The organism is Burkholderia sp. RF2-non_BP3, from assembly GCF_001522185.1.
GTDB classification, from domain to species: domain Bacteria; phylum Pseudomonadota; class Gammaproteobacteria; order Burkholderiales; family Burkholderiaceae; genus Burkholderia; species Burkholderia diffusa.
In genome coordinates, this window is record NZ_LOSU01000057.1 from 148,966 (window position 1) to 167,418 (window position 18,453).

The 18,453-nt window shown below is 66.3% G+C and carries 17 protein-coding genes; 9 read left to right on the forward strand and 8 right to left on the reverse strand.

Annotated elements, in window-relative coordinates:
* Window positions 1–103: 103 nt before the first annotated feature.
* Window positions 104–949: a M15 family metallopeptidase gene (locus WS45_RS27450; RefSeq protein WP_059532780.1), complete on the reverse strand. Its 846-nt coding sequence runs from the start codon at window positions 947–949 to the stop codon at window positions 104–106.
* Window positions 950–1,070: 121 nt separating this feature from the next.
* Between WS45_RS27450 and WS45_RS27455 the strand changes: the two genes are divergently transcribed.
* Window positions 1,071–2,036, forward strand: a complete 966-nt coding sequence (locus WS45_RS27455) for a hypothetical protein (protein WP_059702605.1) — start codon at window positions 1,071–1,073, stop codon at window positions 2,034–2,036.
* A gap of 213 nt (window positions 2,037–2,249) precedes the next feature.
* Complete coding sequence (locus WS45_RS27460) at window positions 2,250–3,278, forward strand: transporter (protein ID WP_059692393.1); 1,029 nt, start codon at window positions 2,250–2,252, stop codon at window positions 3,276–3,278.
* Window positions 3,279–3,385: 107 nt separating this feature from the next.
* Here WS45_RS27460 and WS45_RS27465 read toward each other — a convergent pair whose 3' ends face one another.
* Window positions 3,386–5,554, reverse strand: coding sequence for a M1 family metallopeptidase (locus WS45_RS27465; protein ID WP_059532774.1), 2,169 nt, complete (start codon window positions 5,552–5,554; stop codon window positions 3,386–3,388).
* A gap of 644 nt (window positions 5,555–6,198) precedes the next feature.
* On the opposite strand from WS45_RS27465, the gene WS45_RS27470 reads away from it, so the two are divergent.
* The 3 genes from WS45_RS27470 to WS45_RS27480 all read left to right on the forward strand — a co-directional run bounded on the left by WS45_RS27470 (window position 6,199) and on the right by WS45_RS27480 (window position 8,926).
* Entirely contained in the window at window positions 6,199–6,693 is a 495-nt protein-coding gene (locus WS45_RS27470; protein WP_059532770.1) for an LEA type 2 family protein, read from the forward strand.
* A gap of 125 nt (window positions 6,694–6,818) precedes the next feature.
* Window positions 6,819–7,952 carry a methyltransferase gene (locus WS45_RS27475; protein ID WP_059702607.1) on the forward strand — a complete coding sequence of 378 codons (1,134 nt, stop codon included), beginning with the start codon at window positions 6,819–6,821 and terminating at the stop codon, window positions 7,950–7,952.
* Window positions 7,953–8,041: 89 nt separating this feature from the next.
* Window positions 8,042–8,926, forward strand: coding sequence for a class I SAM-dependent methyltransferase (locus tag WS45_RS27480; protein ID WP_059702609.1), 885 nt, complete (start codon window positions 8,042–8,044; stop codon window positions 8,924–8,926).
* Between the two features lie 55 nt (window positions 8,927–8,981).
* Here WS45_RS27480 and WS45_RS27485 read toward each other — a convergent pair whose 3' ends face one another.
* Window positions 8,982–9,554: a DUF1415 domain-containing protein gene (locus WS45_RS27485; protein WP_059692336.1), complete on the reverse strand. Its 573-nt coding sequence runs from the start codon at window positions 9,552–9,554 to the stop codon at window positions 8,982–8,984.
* Between the two features lie 81 nt (window positions 9,555–9,635).
* Complete coding sequence (locus WS45_RS27490) at window positions 9,636–10,259, reverse strand: TetR/AcrR family transcriptional regulator (RefSeq protein ID WP_059702611.1); 624 nt, start codon at window positions 10,257–10,259, stop codon at window positions 9,636–9,638.
* A gap of 217 nt (window positions 10,260–10,476) precedes the next feature.
* On the opposite strand from WS45_RS27490, the gene WS45_RS27495 reads away from it, so the two are divergent.
* The 3 genes from WS45_RS27495 (at window position 10,477) to WS45_RS27505 (ending at window position 14,031) form a co-directional block, all read left to right on the forward strand.
* Window positions 10,477–11,760 (forward strand): MFS transporter, encoded by a 1,284-nt coding sequence (locus tag WS45_RS27495; protein WP_059702613.1) that lies wholly within the window; start codon window positions 10,477–10,479, stop codon window positions 11,758–11,760.
* A 158-nt stretch (window positions 11,761–11,918) separates the two neighbouring features.
* Window positions 11,919–12,524 (forward strand): nitroreductase family protein, encoded by a 606-nt coding sequence (locus tag WS45_RS27500; RefSeq protein ID WP_059702615.1) that lies wholly within the window; start codon window positions 11,919–11,921, stop codon window positions 12,522–12,524.
* Between the two features lie 256 nt (window positions 12,525–12,780).
* On the forward strand, window positions 12,781–14,031 hold the full coding sequence (locus WS45_RS27505; RefSeq protein ID WP_059702617.1) for an Hsp70 family protein: 1,251 nt from the start codon (window positions 12,781–12,783) through the stop codon (window positions 14,029–14,031).
* A gap of 102 nt (window positions 14,032–14,133) precedes the next feature.
* Here WS45_RS27505 and WS45_RS27510 read toward each other — a convergent pair whose 3' ends face one another.
* Window positions 14,134–14,337 carry a cold-shock protein gene (locus WS45_RS27510; RefSeq protein ID WP_006477070.1) on the reverse strand — a complete coding sequence of 68 codons (204 nt, stop codon included), beginning with the start codon at window positions 14,335–14,337 and terminating at the stop codon, window positions 14,134–14,136.
* 420 nt (window positions 14,338–14,757) lie between these two features.
* Here WS45_RS27510 and WS45_RS27515 point away from each other — a divergent pair, with 420 nt between their 5' ends.
* On the forward strand, window positions 14,758–16,356 hold the full coding sequence (locus WS45_RS27515) for an APC family permease (protein WP_059532754.1): 1,599 nt from the start codon (window positions 14,758–14,760) through the stop codon (window positions 16,354–16,356).
* Between the two features lie 108 nt (window positions 16,357–16,464).
* On the opposite strand, the gene WS45_RS27520 is transcribed toward WS45_RS27515, so the two are convergent.
* The 3 genes from WS45_RS27520 to grxD form a co-directional block, all read right to left on the reverse strand.
* On the reverse strand, window positions 16,465–17,256 hold the full coding sequence (locus WS45_RS27520; protein ID WP_059702618.1) for a DODA-type extradiol aromatic ring-opening family dioxygenase: 792 nt from the start codon (window positions 17,254–17,256) through the stop codon (window positions 16,465–16,467).
* Between the two features lie 220 nt (window positions 17,257–17,476).
* Window positions 17,477–18,073, reverse strand: coding sequence for a UbiX family flavin prenyltransferase (locus tag WS45_RS27525; protein WP_059702619.1), 597 nt, complete (start codon window positions 18,071–18,073; stop codon window positions 17,477–17,479).
* Between the two features lie 13 nt (window positions 18,074–18,086).
* A complete protein-coding gene (grxD, locus tag WS45_RS27530) occupies window positions 18,087–18,398 on the reverse strand; it encodes a Grx4 family monothiol glutaredoxin (protein ID WP_011883132.1) in 312 nt (103 codons plus the stop codon).
* Between the last annotated feature and the right edge of the window lie 55 nt (window positions 18,399–18,453).

Genomic DNA, 18,453 nt, shown 5'->3' on the forward strand with positions numbered 1-18,453 from the left:
CGTGCAACGGAATGCCCGATCGATTGCGCCGCTCAAATCGTTTCCTGCCGGATGATTAAAAAGCCCCATGCCGCCCTCATTATTTCTTGTCCGGCAGCCCTGACTAGCTGCCGCGTCCCAGTTTAAAACCGGGTTTATGGTATTCCACGTGCCCGAGATCCATCATTTTCCATCGGCCCCCCCAGGTCAGGCCGACCTGCTCGGCAACCTGTCCGTACAACTGGTAGCCGCGCATCGCCCAGGGATCTTTCTCGGAAATGACCAGCTTGCCGTCGCGCAGAAACGCGTTGTCGGCCGCGAGCCCGAATTGGTGATAACTCTGGAAGGCCGCCGCATTGGTCACGTTGGTGCCCATCTGCGCGAGCCGATTCTGTCGTTCCGGGCTCCGATAACCTTCCAGCAGCGCCATCTCGTAACCATATTGTTCGTGCATGATCTTGTAGACCAGCAACAAACGCGTACGGAAATCGGGATCCAGCAGGTTCCAGTCGCGGCTTGCATCCTTCAGTGCCGGCCGCACCTGTTCGACTTCCTTCGTGGCAAAGACTTCCGGCGGCAACGGCGGGGGCGGCACGAGTTGTTCGCCCTGCAGCAGCGCGGCGATCTTTTCGTCGGGCACGCGCGCCGTGTCGTCGTACTGAAACAATTGCCGACCGCGTAACGCAATGGCCACCAATGGCGGCGTCGCAAGAATACCTGCCGATACCATAATCATCAAGCGCCGCCGAATCAGTAAATTTTGCACATCGCTTAATGCGCCGCGCGTAACGGTTGCCGATTTAACAATTTGACTTCGCGTGCGTGCGGCGCGAGCGTTCGCACGGCGTGTCAGACGGCCGTGAAACTGGGCGACGGATTCGAAAACCGCCGTGCGGATACCCGGTAAAAGCAACAGTGCCGCGACCGCGACGGCAAGGGCGAAATAGGCGACGAGTGCGACGGCAATCAACGAAATCCCCGGAAATTGGAATTGATTGTGTTTTGCAATGCTTGCTCTTAGAATCAGGCTGCTTTGAGAGGCCGGGCTATATTATCGCGGTGAATTAAACCAGGATTCAATGAGACGCTGAATGAGTGCGCCGGAAAATTCAAATTCGAAAACCCCGCCGAGCCTGCTGTCCGATACCAAACCGGCAGGCGAGGGCGGACCGCAGCAGTCGCGCATTCTCGCGAATCTGGAAGGACGTGTCACGCCGCCGGCCGAAGCGCCGCGCCGCTCGCTGAAAGGGCCGATCGCGGCCGTCGTCGCGCTCGTGGTCGCCGTCGGCGGCTGGGGGGCATGGCGCTGGCAGCAGCAATCCGGCGAGCAGGCCGTCGTGGCCGCCGCGCCCGCGCAGGCAGCGGCGAAGGCCGAGGCGGCCAGCGGCGCCGCCGTGCAGGTCGCGCAGAATGCCGCGTCGGCCGCTCCCGCCGCGCAACCGGCCACGATCGTCAATGACGATGCGGCGTCCCAGACCGTTGCGTCCGCATCGGGCGCATCGGGCGCGGACAACAGCCGCCTGTCGCGCGCGCTCGCGAACGGCGCCGACGACGCGTCGGGCGCGGCCACGGCAGGCGCCGTCGCCGCGACGGCCGCCGCCGCCGCTGCGACGACGAAATCGGCGAAGGCCGACGCCGCGCAGAGCGGCAAGGTCGCCGCACGCGGCAAGGCCGATGCGAAGGCCGACGCGAAGGCGGAGGCCCGCAAGCACCACAAGGAACAGCAGGCGGAGCTCGCGCAGGCGAAGAAGCGTCATGACGCGACGACCCGTACCGCGAGCGCGAAGGCCGCCGGGAAGGACGACCCGGATGCGGACCTGCTCGCCGCGCTCGTCGCACGCACGAAGCCGGCCGACAAGAAGGTCGCCGCGCAGAAGGGGCAGGCCGTGCCGACCAAGACGGCCGCCACGACGGGCGGTTCGCTCGCGGCGCGCGTGAAGGAGTGCTCGGAGCGCGGCTTCTTCGAGGATCAGCTGTGCCGCTGGCGCGTCTGCGACGGCCACTGGGGCAAGGATCCGGCCTGCCCGACCGCCGCGCAGTCGGAGACGCGGCAGTAACCACGCGTCACGCCGGCCTGCTCGTCGCACATGCGCCGCCCAATGGGCGGCGCGTTGTTTTTGGGGCCGCCGGACACCCGACACCGGACGTCCGTATGCGACGCCGTCACGAAAATGTCGCATGCGTCGGGCATACGTTTCCTTTCAATTTCCCGGCGTGGCGCCGCAATGCGCGATGCGCGGCGCGGTGCGCGCCGCACCACCTTCGACACGATGGACCTGATCGTACAGACTTACGGCGCCGATACGTCCGGCATGGTGTGCGGATTCCGCTTCGTCCCGGGCGGCTCGGGTGCGATGCTCGACGCCGACGCGGCCGCTGGATGGCTGCGCACGTGCCGCGAGCGCGATGCGGCCGCCTCGGACGATTTCGTCTGGCTGCACTTCAATCTCGCGCACGGCGCGAGCGAGCGCTGGATGCGCACGCACCTCGGATTGCCCGACAGCTTCTTCGAATTCCTTCACGAAGGATCGCGCTCGACGCGCATCGAGCAGGAGGACGGCGCGCTGCGCGCGATCGTCAACGACGTGATGTTCAACCTCGAGCTGACGCCGTCGGAAATCGCGACGCTGTTCGTCCACGTCGAGCGGCGCATCATGGTCACTGCGCGGCTCAAGCCGCTGCGCTCGGTCGACACGCTGCGCGCCTGCGTGCGCGACGGCGAGCGGTTCCGCTCGCCGGCCGAACTGCTCGTGCACCTGCTGCGCGACCAGGCCGACCTGCTGATCCAGATCATGCGGCGCACGAGCATCGACGTCGACCGCATCGAGGATCGCTTCCTGTCGCAACGGCTCACGTCGAATCGCGTCGAACTCGGCGCGATGCGCCGGACGCTCACGCGGCTGCAGCGCATGCTCGCGCCCGAGCCGGGGTCGATCTTCCGGCTGCTCGCGAAGCCGCCCGCGTGGCTGCATGCCGAAGACGTGCAGGAGCTGCGCGAGTCGACCGAGGAGTTCTCGCTGGTGCTCGCCGATCTGTCGGGGCTCAACGAGCGGATCAAGCTGTTGCAGGAAGAGATCGGTTCGCGGCTCGACGAGCAGAACAACCGGACGCTGTTCACGCTGACGCTGGTGACCGTGATCGCGCTGCCGATCAACATCGTCGCGGGCTTCTTCGGGATGAACGTCGGCGGCGTGCCGTTCTCGGAGAACAAGCACGGGTTCTGGCTGATGGTGCTGCTGGTCGCGGGCTTTACCGCGCTCGCCGCGTGGTGGGCGTTTCGCCGGCGCGACGATCGCTAGCGGCGGTCACGAAAAAACAGGCCCCGTATCGGGGCCTGACAAAGGACGTGAAAGATCGAACGCCGGCCGGCGCCGCGAACTGCGCGGCACCGGTCGGCCGGACGACGTTACTGAACCAGCGTCTTGCGCGGCTTGAACATGCCCTGGTAGCGCAGCGACGGACGTTCCTTCACCGTCGGCGCGATGCCGCCGAAGCTCGGCGTCTGGCGCAGCTTCATCGCGGCCGGCGAGGCGACCGAGCCGATCGACGTCGAACGCGAAGCCGGCGCGAGGTTGTTCGCGACCAGCAGCGCGGCCTCGCTCTTCAGGTTCGCGAGCAGCACCGGATCGGTCGAGCCGTTGACCTGCGTGAGCAGGCCGCTCCACGCGGCGTCGCTGTAGTTCACGACGTAGTAGTCGAGACCGCTCGGATCCGCGACCACGCCCGTGCAGCCGTCGATCCGCGTTTGCGTCTGCGTATCCTTCAGCGCGAGCGTCGTGTGTTTCGCGAGACCCTGGCCGTACGCGAGCGTGATCGGTACCGTCCACTGCAGGCCCGGATACGCGTTCTTGTTCGGGAACGGCTGCTGTTTCAGCGTGACGATCGTCTGGTTCTTCGTCATGTCGCACTGCGTATCGAGCGAGATCAGCGGCACGCCCGTCTGGCGCACGTAGCTGTCGCCGATCGGGCCGACCGGCTGGCCGCTCGCCTTCGACAGCGCATCCCACAGGCGCTTCGGCGTGCCGTTACCGAACGAGTAGTCGACCAGGTATTGCTGCAGGCCCTTGCGCAGGGTTTGCTCGCCGAGATAGTTCTCGAGCGTCTTCAGCACGTGGCCGCCCTTGTCGTACGTGAACGCGCTCGCGCTCAGCACGAAGTCGTTCGACGCCCAGTCGTTGAAGTTCGGCGCGACCGGGAACGCGTTCGGGCCGATGTCGCGATTGATCACGCGATACTTGTTCTTCACCTGATCGAGCCAGCTGAACTCGTCGGGGAAGAACTGGATCGTCGTCTTCGTCTCGAAGAACGTCGCGAACGATTCATTGAGCCAGACGTTGTCCCACCAGTCGGTCGTGACGAGGTCGCCGAACCACTGGTGCGCGACTTCGTGCGTCAGCACCTCGTTACCGTAGCGCGACATCGGCTGGCCCGGTTGCGGCAGGATGTCGTCGGCGAACTCGAGGATCGACCCCCAGTTCTCCATCCCGCCGAAGTTCAGGTCCTTCTGCTCCTTGAACGCGTCGTTCGCGGCGACCGTGTCGAACTTCGTCAGCGGCAGCGGGATGCCCGTGTAGCGGTAGTAGAAGTCGAGCGCCTGCTTGGTGCGGTCCATCGCCGGCTTCGCCCAGTCGCTCATGCCCGGCGGCGTGAACACGCGCAGGTGCAGGCCGCCCTTGCCGCCCGGCAGCGGGCTCGAGAAATCGTCCTCGTAGGTGTCGAACATGCCGCCGCCGAAGAACAGCAGGTACGACGGCATCGGCGGCGTCTTCTCGAACTGCACGAGCTTGTAGCCGCCGCCGACGTTGGTCGACGGCTTCTCGGCCGCGTTCGACACGACGCGCCAGTTCTGCGGCACTTCGGCCGTCACTTCATAAGTCGGCCGGAATGCCGGCTCGTCCCAGCCCGGGAACCACTGGCGCGACAGGTTGGTTTCGCCCTGCGTGAGGATCGCGCCGCTCGTCGTGCCGTCGGTGCTCTTCAGGTCGACACGGAACACGCCTTCCGCGGCCGAGCAGCCCGGATACGGATCGTCGCCGCAGCTGCCGCCCGTCTGCGTGGCCGGATCGTCGTACGACTTGAAGTTGATGATGCCCGACCACTCCATGTGCAGCGAATAGTTGCCCGGCGCGATGGTGCCGGCGACGGGGCGCAGCTGGTAGAAGTCGCCCTTGTCCTGCGGCGTCGCGATCAGCTGGATGTTGCCCGGCTGCAGCGTGATGCGGCCGTTCGTGAACTTGATGCGGTGACCGGCGATCACGATGTTGTTGACCGGCTTCAGCACCTTGATCTCGACATCGGCGCGCCCGTCGAACGCGTTCAGCGCTTCGTTCGGGCGGAACCACAGCCGGTAGTTGACGGGTACCACGGTGTCCGGCAGCTCGACAGGCGACACGCTCTTGTCGACGTTGGACGCGCTCGGCGGCGTGTTGGCCGCGGGCGACGAGCTCGAGTGCGGCGCGCCGGCGGAGCTGAGCGCGGAAGCCGAGCCGACGCCGCTGTCGTCGCCGCCGCACCCGGCGAGCGCGAGCGCGGCGACCAGCGGCAGGTAACGCATCTTGTGAATGTTGATCGACATGACTGAAACCTCGATTGTTGAAAGAATCGTTCAGTGCTGCGAAAACGCCGGCAAAAGAAATCCCTCGCCGTTAATCAACGGCGACGAGAAATTCCAATGACGGATTATTCGAAAAGACGGCGGCCGACTACGTGAAGGTAATCATGGTTTACTGCCCCCTCTGTGTTTCCGGATGTCGGTTAACTTGCCGGTTCAAAATGGCCGGGCGCGTGTTGTACTGAATTGATTTCGCGCGCACGACACGGGGCCGCCCGCCCCGCACGGGGCGTGCATTCCCTTTGAACCGACAGCCCACGGGGCTGGCCGTACCAGGCCGCAGGACGGAAGGACGGCATGTCGCCGTTCCGTAAAATCGCCGTCATGCGGCTTGAAGGTTTGTCGGCCTGCTCGAAGGATGCGTAAATATACTTGATGGTTTTGGGTAAAGGAAACGAAAAAATTAGAAAGTGCTTCGATTGAATTTTTTGCGCGCCATTGAATGCTGGGAGGCATTAATTCGCTCTCCGTTCGACTGCTTGTTTCCGTAGTTTTAATCTATTAACGATCTCGGCGGCGCGCGGAAACTACGAATCAGGGCGGAGCGTGGCGCGCTCGGTACAATGCAGCGACGATCCGTCAATCGATTGCCGCAAGGAGGCCTGCCCATGCCACGAGCCCTGTTCCGTATCGCGCCGCTGCGCGCCATGCTGCTGCTGTTCGCCGCCGTCTTCGTGCTCGGCGGTTGCGCGGGCCTGACGCGCGAGCCGGTGAGCGTGACCGTCGCCGGGCTCGATCCGCTGGTCGGACAGGGCCTCGAGATGCGCTTCAGCCTGAAACTGCGCGTGCAGAACCCGAACGACACGCCGATCGAATACGACGGCATTTCGGTCGCGCTCGAACTGAACGGCACGCCGTTCGCGAGCGGCGTCAGCGATCGCTCGGGCGTCGTGCCGCGCTTCGGCGAGGCCGTGATCGACGTGCCCGTTTCGGTGTCGGCGTTCGCCGCCGCGCGCCAGGCGTGGAACCTGCCCGGCGCGGCGGCCAACGGCGAGTTGCCGTACGCGCTGCGCGGCCGGCTCGCGGGCGGCGTGCTCGGCACCGTGCGCTTCAGCGATGCGGGCACGTTGCGCATGCCTGCGATGCCGGGGTGGGGCGGGTAGGTTGCCCGCGCGACGCCGGGGCGGTCGCGCGCGCTTTGCCGCGCGGGCAAAGCGCGGTATGGTGTGGTCCGCGCGGCGCGCTCCTGTAGCGCCGCCTGTCTGAAGCCAACCGTAGCCGAGCTCGCGTGACCGATTTCCCCGTTTTCCACTGGACCGACGCCGACGGCGCCGAACATGCCGTGCGCTGGCGCTCCGAAGCCGGCGTGCAGCCGCCCAGGCGCGCCGTGCCCGCCGACGACCGCCTCACCGCCGACGCCGCGTACCGCCTCGCGTGCGAGGGCACGGCGCTCGTCTGGCAGGGCGACTTCCAGAACGCGCGCCAGCTCGTGCAGGCGATGGCGCGCCGCGTCGAACGCAAGCCGAAGAAGGCGAAGGCCGCGGTGGGCGTCGACGCGTTCAACCTGCACCGCCTCGCGCAATCGCAGCGCGCCCGGACGCTCGGGATGCTGCTGATCCCGCTCGACGCCGACTACACGATCCCGCTGCGCCGCGCGCCCGACGTGCGTGCCGCGTGCGAGGAAGCATACGGCCCGGGCGGCGCGCCGTCGGTCGTGTCGCTGCGCGAGCTGCTCGGCCTCGTCGGCGCGCACGAATGGCGCAAGAAGGGCGTGCCGATTCCGGCGCTCGGCGGCGCGCCGATCCATCCGCATTACGGTGTGTTTTCGCCGGTGCGCGGCGAATACGTCGAACTCGTCGCGCGCACGCCGCTGCCCGCGACGTCGCTCGCGTTCGACATCGGCACGGGCACCGGCGTGCTCGCGGCCGTGCTCGCGTCGCGCGGCGTCGAACGCATCGTCGCGACGGATCAGGATCCGCGCGCGCTCGCGTGCGCCCGCGAGAACGTCGCGCGGCTCGGTCATGCCGAGCGCGTCGAGGTCGTCGAAGCCGACCTGTTTCCGGCCGGCCGCGCGCCGCTCGTCGTCTGCAATCCGCCGTGGGTGCCGGCCCGTCCGAGCGCGCCGATCGAATATGCGGTCTACGATCCCGACAGCCGCATGCTGCGCGGTTTCCTCGCGGGGCTCGCCGACCATCTCGAACCGGGCGGCGAAGGCTGGCTGATCCTGTCCGATTTTGCCGAGCATCTCGGCCTGCGGCCGCGCGACACGCTGCTGCAGTGGATCGACGAAGCCGGTCTCGTCGTGCTCGGCCGCGAAGACATCCGCCCCGCGCACCCCAAGTCCACCGACGCGGACGACCCGCTGCACGCGGCGCGCCGCGCCGAGGTCACGTCGCTCTGGCGGCTCGGCGCGCGGGCCTGATCGCGTATTTTCGGTAAACTGTCGCCATTCCTCACGAATTCCCGCCGCCGGGCCGTGGTCGACCGACCGTGGCCCGGCGCCGCTTCACGATGTCGAACAAGACCTACGAAATCCGTCCGGAGCAGTCCGTCGAGCTGCTGAAGGAACTGCACATCCTCACCCGCGACGGCAAGCTGAACCAGGACAGCCGCCGCAAGCTGAAGCAGGTCTATCACCTGTTCCAGTTCATCGAGCCGCTGCTCGCGAGCGTGCAGGCCGACAAGGGCGGCGTGACGCTCGTCGATCACGGCGCCGGCAAGTCGTATCTCGGCTTCATCCTGTACGACCTGTTCTTCAAGCAGCAGCCGGGGCACGGCACGCCGGCGTTCGCGTCGCACGTGTACGGGATCGAGACGCGCGAGGAGCTCGTCACGCGCTCCACCGAACTCGCCGCGCGACTCGGGTTCGGCGGCATGTCGTTCCTGAACCTGTCGGTCGCCGATTCGATCACGTCGCCGAAGCTGCCCGAAACGGTCGATGTCGTCACCGCGCTGCATGCATGCGACACGGCGACCGACGACGCGATCCGTTTCGCGCTCGCGAAACGCGCGCAGCACATCGTGCTGGTGCCGTGCTGCCAGGCGGAAGTCGCGGGCGTGCTGCGCAGGAACAAGGGCAAGTCGCTCGCGAACGCGCTGACGGAAGTGTGGCGGCATCCGCTGCATACGCGCGAATTCGGCAGCCAGATCACCAACGTGCTGCGCTGCCTGCAGCTCGAGGCGCACGGCTACCAGGTCAGCGTGACCGAGCTGGTCGGCTGGGAACATTCGATGAAGAACGAGCTGATCATCGCGCAGTACAAGAACCTGCCGCGCCGCAAGCCCGCCGAGCGGCTGAACGAGATCCTCGGCATGTTCGGGCTCGCCGAACTGAACGAGCGCTTCTTCGCGTCGGCGCCCGCGGCGGGCGAGGCCGTCGAGTCGGCTTCGGACTGACGCAGGCCGACGCGCGGCCCGTTTGCCGCGCGGCATCCGGCCGTCGCGCGACGCGTCAGACGTCGTCGCCCGGCCGGCGCATCCATTCGCGCCAGCCGTCGTGGCCGAGGCGGCGCAGCGTTTCCTGGTTTTTCTCGTAGATCGCGGACGCGTCCGGGAACGCGTCGACCGCGCGCGCGATGCTGTCCTCGCGCAGCAGGTGCAGGATCGGATACGGCGCGCGGTTCGTGTAGTTCTCGATGTCGTCGGCTTCGCTGCCTTCGAACCGGTACTCGGGATGGAAGCTCGCGATCTGCAGCACGCCGTCGAGCCGCAGTTGCCGCACGAGCCGGTCGGCGAAGAACAGCGCATCGTTGTAGTCGACGAAATCCGCGAAGGCGCGCGGATAGATCACGAGCGTCGTGTCGACCTGCTGCGGATCCGCCGCTTCGAGCGCGCGCAACTCGGTTTCGAGGTCGGCGAGCGCGTCCTCGAGCGTCGTCGCTTCGCTGATCGCATAGCGCACCTGCTCCTTCACGTAGACGCTCTTCGCGAACGGGCACAGATTGAGCCCGATTACCGCGCGCGCGAGCCAGTGCCGCGTGGCGGCGAGGATGTCGTCGTGCGAATCGGGGCGGGTATCGGTCATGGCGAGGGCAGTCGGGTCAGGCGGCAGCGAGGGCCGCATTGTAGCGGAGCGGGCACGCGAGGTTCGCGCGTGCACCGCCCGTCATGCGCAGGCGGCTTCGATCAATTGAGTGACCAGCGCGGGCGCGGTGCCGATCGGCGTTTCGCCGTGCCGGTAGGTCTGGCTGGCCGCGTAGATGCCCTCGACCACGAGCGCGAGCGCGTCGGCGAGCGCTTTCGGCTGCCGGGCGCCTGCGCCTTCGCATAGCTCGACGAGCCGCTTCATCAACTGCTCCTTGTTCTGCGCGACGCGCTCGCGCGCCGGATGCGACGCATCGGGAAATTCGGCCGCGACGTTGACGAACGGGCAGCCGCGATAGTCCTTCTGCGTCGCGCGCTCCGCGAGATCGACGAAATACTGGATCAACTGCGCCTTGGGCTGGCCCGGATGCTTCGCGACGCTCGAATCGAAGCGCTCGAAGAAGCACGCATCCATCCGTTCGAGATACGCGAGGATCAGCTCGTCCTTCGACGAGAACTGGCGGTACAGGCTCATCTTGTTGACGCCCGCGCGTTCCACGACCGCCTCGACGCCGACCGCGCGCACCCCTTCCTTGTAAAACAGCTCCTCGGCGGCGCGCAGCAGGTGTTCGTGCGCGGCGGCCGCGGCGATCGGCTGGCGCGTGCGGCGTGCCGGCGGCTTGTTGGCTGCCTCGATGCCCGACATGATGACCCTCGACTGCGTGGTGAATTGCTTGACATGTTACCGACTGGTAACTACGATCGCAACACACTTGTGACCGAGCGGTAACAATGCCGACCGGATCGACAGACGAATGCCAGGTATCGGCCCGGGTCAGCCGATGCTGCGTGCGGCGGAGGTGGCCTGGTGGTGAGGCGGGGCAGGCGCGCGGGCGCCGGGCCGCCAACTGGAGAGCGATGACATGAACTGGGCAGTGACACGAATCGGCGGGCGTTTCCACTACGGATGGCTCGCGGCGGCGGTGGTTTTCCTGATCCTGCTGGCCGCGGCCGGCACGCGCGCGACACCGAGCGTGCTGATGGTGCCGCTCGAGCGCGAACTCGGCTGGAGCCGCGCGGCGATTTCGCTGGCGATTTCGGTGAACATCGCGCTGTACGGCCTGACGGGCCCGTTCGCGGCCGCGGCGATGCAGCGCTTCGGGCTGCGGCCGACGATCCTGACCGCGCTGGTGACCATGAGCGCGGGCGTCGCGCTGTCGTCGATGATGACGCAGAGCTGGCAGATGGTCGTGATCTGGGGGCTGATGGTCGGCTGCTCGACGGGTGTCGTCGCGCTGACGCTGTCGGCGACCTTCGTCACGCGCTGGTTCCATGCGCGGCGCGGCCTGGTGATGGGCATCCTGACGGCGAGCACGGCCACCGGCCAGCTCGTGTTCCTGCCGATGCTCGCGGCGATCGCGCAGCGACACGGCTGGCGGCCGGTCGTGCTGGTCGTCGCGGTGGCGGCCGCGATCGTGATTCCGCTGGTCGCGTTCCTGCTGCCCGAGCGGCCGGCCGACGTGAAGCTGCGCCCTTACGGCGAGCCGGCCGACGCGCCGCCCGCGCCCGACGCGACGAAGGAGAACCCGCTCGCGGTCGCGTTCCGCACGCTGCTGACGGCGAGCCGCTCGCGCGACTTCTGGCTCCTGTTCTTCAGCTTCTTCATTTGCGGTGCGAGCACCAACGGCTATGTCGGCACGCACCTGATCGCGATGTGCAGCGACTACGGGATGACCGAAGTGCAGGGCGCATCGCTGCTCGCGGCGATGGGCGTGTTCGACCTGTTCGGCACGACGCTGTCGGGCTGGCTGTCCGACCGCTACGACAACCGCGTGCTGCTGTTCTGGTACTACGGGCTGCGCGGATTGTCGCTGATCTACCTGCCGCATGCGTTCGGCATCGATTTCTTCGGGCTGCCGCTGTTCGCGATGTTCTACGGGCTCGACTGGATCGCGACCGTGCCGCCGACGGTACGGCTCGCCACCGACGTGTTCGGCAAGGCCGCGGCGCCGGTCGTGTTCGGCTGGATCGTTGCCGGCCATCAGCTCGGCGCGGCATTCGCGGCGCTCGGCGCGGGGCTGCTGCGTGCCAGCCTCGGCACTTATACGATCGCGTCGATGATCTCGGGCGGGCTCTGCATCGTCGGCGCGCTGATCGTGCTGCGGATCAACCGCGGCCCGTCCCGCGCGGCCGCGCAGGCCGCCTGAGCGCGGCGCTCCGGCCGGCCCCTGCGCGGGCGCGGCCGGTCAATGCGGAATCGGTGATTTGCATTGCGCGGGATGACCGGGCGCGTGACGCCTCAAGCGGTTATGCTTGCGGTTCGCCGGGCGTTCGCGCCCCTTCATCGATGTCAGCGAGGAACCGCATGTCCGTCAAACCTGCACCCACCACTGTTTCGATTCACGACCTGATCGCGGGCCGCTGGAGCCCGCGCGCGTATTCGGACGAGCCGATCAGCGGCGCCGATCTGCATGCGGTGCTCGAAGCCGCGCGCTGGGCGCCGTCCGCGTACAACGCGCAACCGTGGCGCTTCATCGTGTTCGACCGCACGCAGGACGAAGCGGCGTTCAAGCGCGCATTCGCGACGCTGGTGCCGTTCAACCAGGGCTGGAACGCGCCGGCGCCGGTGCTGATCGCCGTGACCGCGCACACGCTCACGGCGAAGGGCGAGCCGGCGCCGACCGCGCTGTACGACGCGGGCGCCGCCGCGATGTCGCTGGTGCTGCAGGCGCATGCGCTGGGTCTCGCCGCACACCAGATGAGCGGCTTCGACGCGAAGGCGTTCCGCGACGCATTCGAGATTCCGGCCGACGTCGCGATTCCGGCGATCATCTCGCTCGGCCACTACGGCAACGTCGACAAGCTCGATCCGGTGCTGCGCGATCGCGAAAAGGCGCCGCGCACGCGTCACGCGATCGGCGAAGTCGTCTATGCGGGCGCATGGAAGAAGGGTTTCGACGCCGCAGCCTGATCCGCAAGCCGGCAGGCGTTCGTCGAGCACCCGGTCCGCGTCAGTTGCCGGCGCGCCGCAAGCGGGCGGCGTGGAGGCGTGGCGTGCGATCGATCCCCTGTCCGCACCCGTCGCCGGCGCGCCGCGGGTGCGCCCGATCGCGGCCCCGGGCCGGTTGCACCGGCATCGGTGGGCGATCCGGTTGTGATCCGGCGGGCTTCATGTTAAAAAGCCCGTCCTTTCCGTTTTCGCGCCGGCCATGCTGCGGCACCTTCCCATGACTTACTGCGCGATCGATTTCGGCACGTCCAATTCCGCCGTGGCACTGCCCGACGGCGACGGCATGCGCCTCGCGCCCGTCGAGGGCGACCACCTGACGCTGCCCACCGCGATCTTCTTCAACAACGACGAGCAGACGGTCGAATATGGCCGTGCGGCGCTCGCATCCTATATCGACGGTTTCGACGGCCGCCTGATGCGCTCGATGAAGAGCATCCTCGGCTCGCCGCTCGCGGAAACCACGACCGATCTCGGCGACGGCAGCGCGATGGCGTACACGGAGATCATCGCGCGCTTCCTGACGCACCTGAAGCGCAAGGCCGAAGCGCGCGCCGGCGCGCCGATCGGGCGCGCGGTGCTCGGCCGGCCGGTGTTCTTCGTCGACGACGATCCGCGCGCCGACCGCCTCGCGCAGGACCAGCTCGAAGCGGCTGCGCAGTCGGTCGGTTTCACGGACGTGCATTTCCAGTACGAACCGATCGCGGCCGCTTTCGACTACGAGTCGCGCCAGCAGGCCGAGCGGCTCGTGCTGGTCGCCGACATCGGCGGCGGCACGTCGGACTTCTCGCTGGTGCGCGTCGGGCCGGAGCGCATGGCGCGCCTCGAGCGCAAGGATGACGTGCTCGCGCACCACGGCGTGCACGTCGCGGGTACCGATTACGACCGTCGCGTCGAGCTGGCGGCGATCCTGCCGGCGTTCGGCTACCGCTCGCTCGATCCCGAGGGGCGCGAGCTGCCGAACCGGATCTATTTCGACCTGGCGACCTGGCATTTGATCAACACGGTCTATACGCCGAAGCGGCTGGGCGAGCTGAAGCTGATGAAGCATCTGTACCAGGACGTACGACAGTACGACCGGCTCACGCGCGTGGTCGAGCAGCGGCTCGGGCATGCGCTGATGGCGCGCGCGGAAGAAGCGAAGATCGGCGTGGCGGCGGGCGGGGAGACGATGATCGACCTGAACGACGTGGAAGAGGATCTGCAGATCGCGTTCGACGCCGAACGCCTCGTCGATGCGAGCGTCGACGACACCGCGCGCATCGTCGATGCCGCGCGCGAAACGGTGCGGCTTGCGGGTGTCGCGCCGCGCGACGTCGGCGCGCTGTATTTCACCGGCGGCTCGACCGGGCTCGCGTTCCTGTCGGGTGCACTTGCCGGCGCGTTCCCGGACGCGCAGCCGGTGTTCGGCGATCGCCTCGCGAGCGTCGCGACCGGGCTCGGCATTCACGCGCAGCGGCTGTTCGGCTGACCGAACGCCATTCGGATCGGCGGCGGCCGCAAGGCTGCCCGCGCCGGAAAACAAAAAGCCCCGCCGAAGCGGGGCTTTTTTACACGAAATATCGCGCCGAACTTAGACCGGACGGATGTTCGCAGCTTGCAGACCCTTCGGGCCCGTCTTCACTTCGAATTCAACCTTCTGGTTTTCTTGCAGCGTCTTGAAGCCTTCGACGCGGATTTCCGAGAAGTGCGCGAACAGATCGTCGCCGCCGCCTTCCGGGGTGATGAAGCCGAAGCCCTTTGCGTCATTGAACCACTTGACGGTACCGGTTGCCATGTTACTTGTTCCTAAAAAGATAAAACGGGGCCGAGGCCCATGGGTGCGGAAAATCAAGGAAGGGGGTAATGGGACCAACCGGAGTACCGTTGATGGGCGAACTACGAAAGAACCAATTCACTCGCCGCTTGAAATCCTGCAACGTTGTTTATACGGCTATTCGGGCGCGCGGTCAACCGTATTTCCATGCACTCAGGGTTATTGCGGAGTTAAGGTTTACAAACCTTGCAAATGACGCGAATTTTTTGTAGGGGCCGAACGATTTTGGCGCCAACTTGGAGGTGCAACCGTTAAACTACGCGCCGCGTGGAAGGGTTGCCCCGATCGGGTGATCCTTCCCCCCAAAATTGCATGCGCGGTGCTATCCGAGCCGATCCCGGACAGCGTGCCGACCATGCTTTTTGAGACATAGGAGAGGATGTGAAGAGTTCTATTCAACGGAACATCGGCCCGTTTGCACTCATGCTGACGGGACTGGGTTCGATTATCGGCTCGGGCTGGCTGTTCGGCGCCTGGAAGGCTGCGAAGATTGCCGGTCCGGCGGCGATTTGCGCATGGGTCATCGGCGCGGTCGTGATTCTCGCGATTGCGCTGACGTATGCCGAACTGGGCGCGATGTTCCCCGAGTCGGGCGGCATGGTGCGCTACGCGCGCTACTCGCACGGTTCGCTGGTGGGCTTCATCAGCGCATGGGCGAACTGGATCGCGATCGTGTCGGTGATTCCGATCGAGGCGGAAGCATCGATCCAGTACATGAGCACGTGGCAGTATCCGTGGGCGCACGCGTTGTTCGTGAACGGCGAGCTGACGACACCCGGCCTGCTGCTGTCGGCCGTGCTGGTCGTCATCTATTTCATGCTGAACTACTGGGGCGTCAAGGCCTTCGCGCGTGCGAACACCGCGATCACGATCTTCAAGTTCCTGATCCCCGGCCTCACGATCCTCGGCCTGATGATGTCGAGCTTCCATTCGGAAAACCTCGGCACCGCATCGAATGCAAGCTTCGCGCCGTACGGCTGGTCGGCCGTGCTGACCGCGGTCGCGACGAGCGGCATCGTGTTCGCGTTCAACGGCTTCCAGAGCCCGGTGAACCTGGCCGGTGAAGCGCGCAATCCGTCGCGCAGCGTGCCGTTCGCGGTAATCACGTCGATCCTGATCGCACTCGTGATCTACGTGCTGCTGCAGATGGCGTACATCGGCTCGGTGAACCCGGCCGACGTCGCGAAGGGCTGGGCGCACTTCAACTTCTCGTCGCCGTTCGCGGAACTCGCGATCGCGCTGAACCTGAACTGGCTCGCGATCCTGCTGTATGTCGATGCGTTCATCAGCCCGAGCGGCACCGGTACGACCTACATGGCGACGACCACCCGCATGATCTACGCGATGGAACGCAACAACACGATGCCGAAGATGTTCGGCAACGTGCACCCGATCTACGGCGTGCCGCGCCAGGCGATGTGGTTCAACCTGCTCGTGTCGTTCATCTTCCTGTTCTTCTTCCGCGGCTGGAGCTCGCTCGCGGCGGTGATTTCGGTCGCGACGGTGATCTCGTACCTGACCGGCCCGATCAGCCTGATGGCGCTGCGCCGCGCGGCGACCGACATCGAGCGTCCGCTGTCGATCCCGCTGATGAAGCTGATCGCACCGTTCGCGTTCGTCTGCGCGTCGCTGATCCTGTACTGGGCGAAATGGCCGCTGACGGGCGAAATCATCCTGCTGATGATCGTCGCGCTGCCGGTGTATTTCTACTTCCAGGCGAAGTCGGGCTGGACCGGCTGGGGCGCCGACCTGAAGGCCGCGTGGTGGCTGGTCGCGTACCTGCCGACGATGGCGGTGCTGTCGCTGATCGGCAGCAAGGAGTTCGGCGGTTACGGTGTGCTGCCGTACGGCTGGGACATGCTGATCGTCGCGGCCATCTCGCTGGTGTTCTACTTCTGGGGCGTGAACACGGGCTATCGGACCCAGTATCTCGACGAGCGTGAGTCGCACGACGAGATCCTCGAAGGGGTCGGTGCCTGACGCCTGACCCGCCACCGGAATCGGCGGTGGCGGAAAGCGTTGAAAAAGCCCGTCCGAGCGCTGCTCGGGCGGGCTTTTTGTTTGCTGCCGCCGGCCGTGTCGCCGGATTCAGGCGGCCGCGCTCCCGAACACGTAGTTCGTCATCGCGAGCACGCGTTGATACGTGCCGAGCGACTGGATGCCGAGCTGGTAGTCGTCGTCGGCCGCGCCGAGCGCGGTGAACACCGGCAGCAGGTGCTCGTCGGTCGGATGCATCAGCGCCGCATGCGGCGCCTGCCGGCGATAGTCGAGCAGCGCGTCGACATCGCGCGCGGCGAGCTTCGCCTCGAACCAGTCGGTGAATTCCGCGACGCGCGGGTCCGCATCCTCGGGCGCCGCGCTGAAATCGGCCGCGCGCAGGTTGTGCGTGATCTGGCCCGAGCCGATCACCATCACGCCTTCGTCGCGCAGCGGCCGCAGCGCGCGGCCGAGCGCGAAGTGATGGGCGGCGTCCGCACGCGGCTGGATCGACAACTGCGCGACGGGCACGTCGGCCTCCGGGAACATCAGCAGCATCGGCACCCACGCGCCGTGATCCAGGCCGTGCTCGGTCGTCGCAGTCGCGATGCCGGCTGCATTCAGCAGCGCGGCCGCCCGTTCGGCGACCTCGGGCGCGCCTGGCGCCGGGTACTGGATTTCGTACAGCGCGCGCGGGAAGCCGTAGAAGTCGTGGATCGTTTCAGGATGCGCGGCCACGCTCGCGACCGGCTGTTGCGTGCCCCAGTGCGCGGACAGCATCAGCACCGCGCGCGGACGCGGCAATTCAGCGCCGAGGTGCGTGAACGCACCGGAGGGGAGTGTCGGGTCGATCGGCAGCGTCGGGGCGCCGTGGGACAGATAAAGCGAGGGCAAGCGGTTCATGGTGGGGAGCCTGCAAAAGGGATTTGCCTGTGACTATAGGCGTACACCAAACATTGATAAACTGGCTAAATGGAATTTGATTGAATCTTGTTTGTTGATAATTGGGCGGCTTCGGGCCTTCGATGGCAGGCCGAGGCTTGAGATTGCCGGATCGAGCGGGAAGGCGGCTGAATCGGCGAAGATGCATGAAGAACGGCGCCGAAGCGCCGTGTCGAGCGGCTTACCCTGCTGGCCGGATGCCAGCCCACGGTGTCGTCATCGGTGCACTGAGTGCGAACAGATCCAGGACGCGGGTGACGGTCTGGTCGACAAGTTCCTCGATCGTCTTCGGCATCGCGTAGAACGCGGGCAGCGGGGGAAACACGATGCCGCCCATTTCGGTCACGGCGGTCATGTTGCGCAAATGCGCGAGGTTGAATGGCGTTTCGCGCACCATCAGCACGAGGCGGCGGCGTTCCTTCAGCGTGACGTCGGCCGCGCGCGTGATCAGGTTGTCCGACAGGCCGTGCGCGACGCTCGCGAGCGTCTTCATCGAGCAGGGCGCGATCACCATCCCGTCGGTCGCGAACGAACCGGATGCGATCGTCGCGCCGACATCGCGCACCGAATGCACGACATCCGCCCGGCTTTCGACCGCGGCCTTCGACAGCTTCAGTTCATGCTGGATATTGAGCCAGCCGGCGTTCGAAACCAGCAGATGCGTTTCGACGCCGCCGGCGGCGCGCAGCAGTTCGAGCAGCCGCACGCCATAGACCGCGCCGGTGGCGCCGGTGATCGCGACGATCAGCCGGCGTGGCGGCGCGCTGGGAGATGCCATCGGGAAGGGGGCGTTACGCGGCGGCGAACAGTTGCTGCAGTTCGCCGGACTGGTACATCTCCATCATGATGTCCGAGCCGCCGATGAATTCGCCCTTCACGTACAGCTGGGGAATGGTCGGCCAGTTCGAGAATTCCTTGATGCCCTGGCGGATTTCGTCGTCTTCCAGCACGTTGACCGTCTTGAACTGGTCGACGCCGCAGGCCTTCAGCACCTGCACGGCGCGGCCCGAGAAGCCGCACATCGGGAATTGCGCGTTGCCCTTCATGAAGAGCACGACCTGGTTTTCGTCGACGATTTGCTTGATACGTTGTTGGGTGTCCATGACTGACCTTGCGTTTGCGGGGCGTTAGAACGAAATGATAGCGGATTTCAACCGG

Coding starts and splice junctions, on each gene's coding strand:
- WS45_RS27455 (WP_059702605.1), top strand. CDS start 1,071: ATGAGTGCGCCGGAAAATTCAAATTCGAAAACCCCGCCGAGCCTGCTG.
- WS45_RS27460 (WP_059692393.1), top strand. CDS start 2,250: ATGGACCTGATCGTACAGACTTACGGCGCCGATACGTCCGGCATGGTG.
- WS45_RS27465 (WP_059532774.1), bottom strand. CDS start 5,554: ATGTCGATCAACATTCACAAGATGCGTTACCTGCCGCTGGTCGCCGCG.
- WS45_RS27470 (WP_059532770.1), top strand. CDS start 6,199: ATGCCACGAGCCCTGTTCCGTATCGCGCCGCTGCGCGCCATGCTGCTG.
- WS45_RS27480 (WP_059702609.1), top strand. CDS start 8,042: ATGTCGAACAAGACCTACGAAATCCGTCCGGAGCAGTCCGTCGAGCTG.
- WS45_RS27485 (WP_059692336.1), bottom strand. CDS start 9,554: ATGACCGATACCCGCCCCGATTCGCACGACGACATCCTCGCCGCCACG.
- WS45_RS27490 (WP_059702611.1), bottom strand. CDS start 10,259: ATGTCGGGCATCGAGGCAGCCAACAAGCCGCCGGCACGCCGCACGCGC.
- WS45_RS27495 (WP_059702613.1), top strand. CDS start 10,477: ATGAACTGGGCAGTGACACGAATCGGCGGGCGTTTCCACTACGGATGG.
- WS45_RS27500 (WP_059702615.1), top strand. CDS start 11,919: ATGTCCGTCAAACCTGCACCCACCACTGTTTCGATTCACGACCTGATC.
- WS45_RS27505 (WP_059702617.1), top strand. CDS start 12,781: ATGACTTACTGCGCGATCGATTTCGGCACGTCCAATTCCGCCGTGGCA.
- WS45_RS27510 (WP_006477070.1), bottom strand. CDS start 14,337: ATGGCAACCGGTACCGTCAAGTGGTTCAATGACGCAAAGGGCTTCGGC.
- WS45_RS27520 (WP_059702618.1), bottom strand. CDS start 17,256: ATGAACCGCTTGCCCTCGCTTTATCTGTCCCACGGCGCCCCGACGCTG.
- WS45_RS27525 (WP_059702619.1), bottom strand. CDS start 18,073: ATGGCATCTCCCAGCGCGCCGCCACGCCGGCTGATCGTCGCGATCACC.
- grxD (WP_011883132.1), bottom strand. CDS start 18,398: ATGGACACCCAACAACGTATCAAGCAAATCGTCGACGAAAACCAGGTC.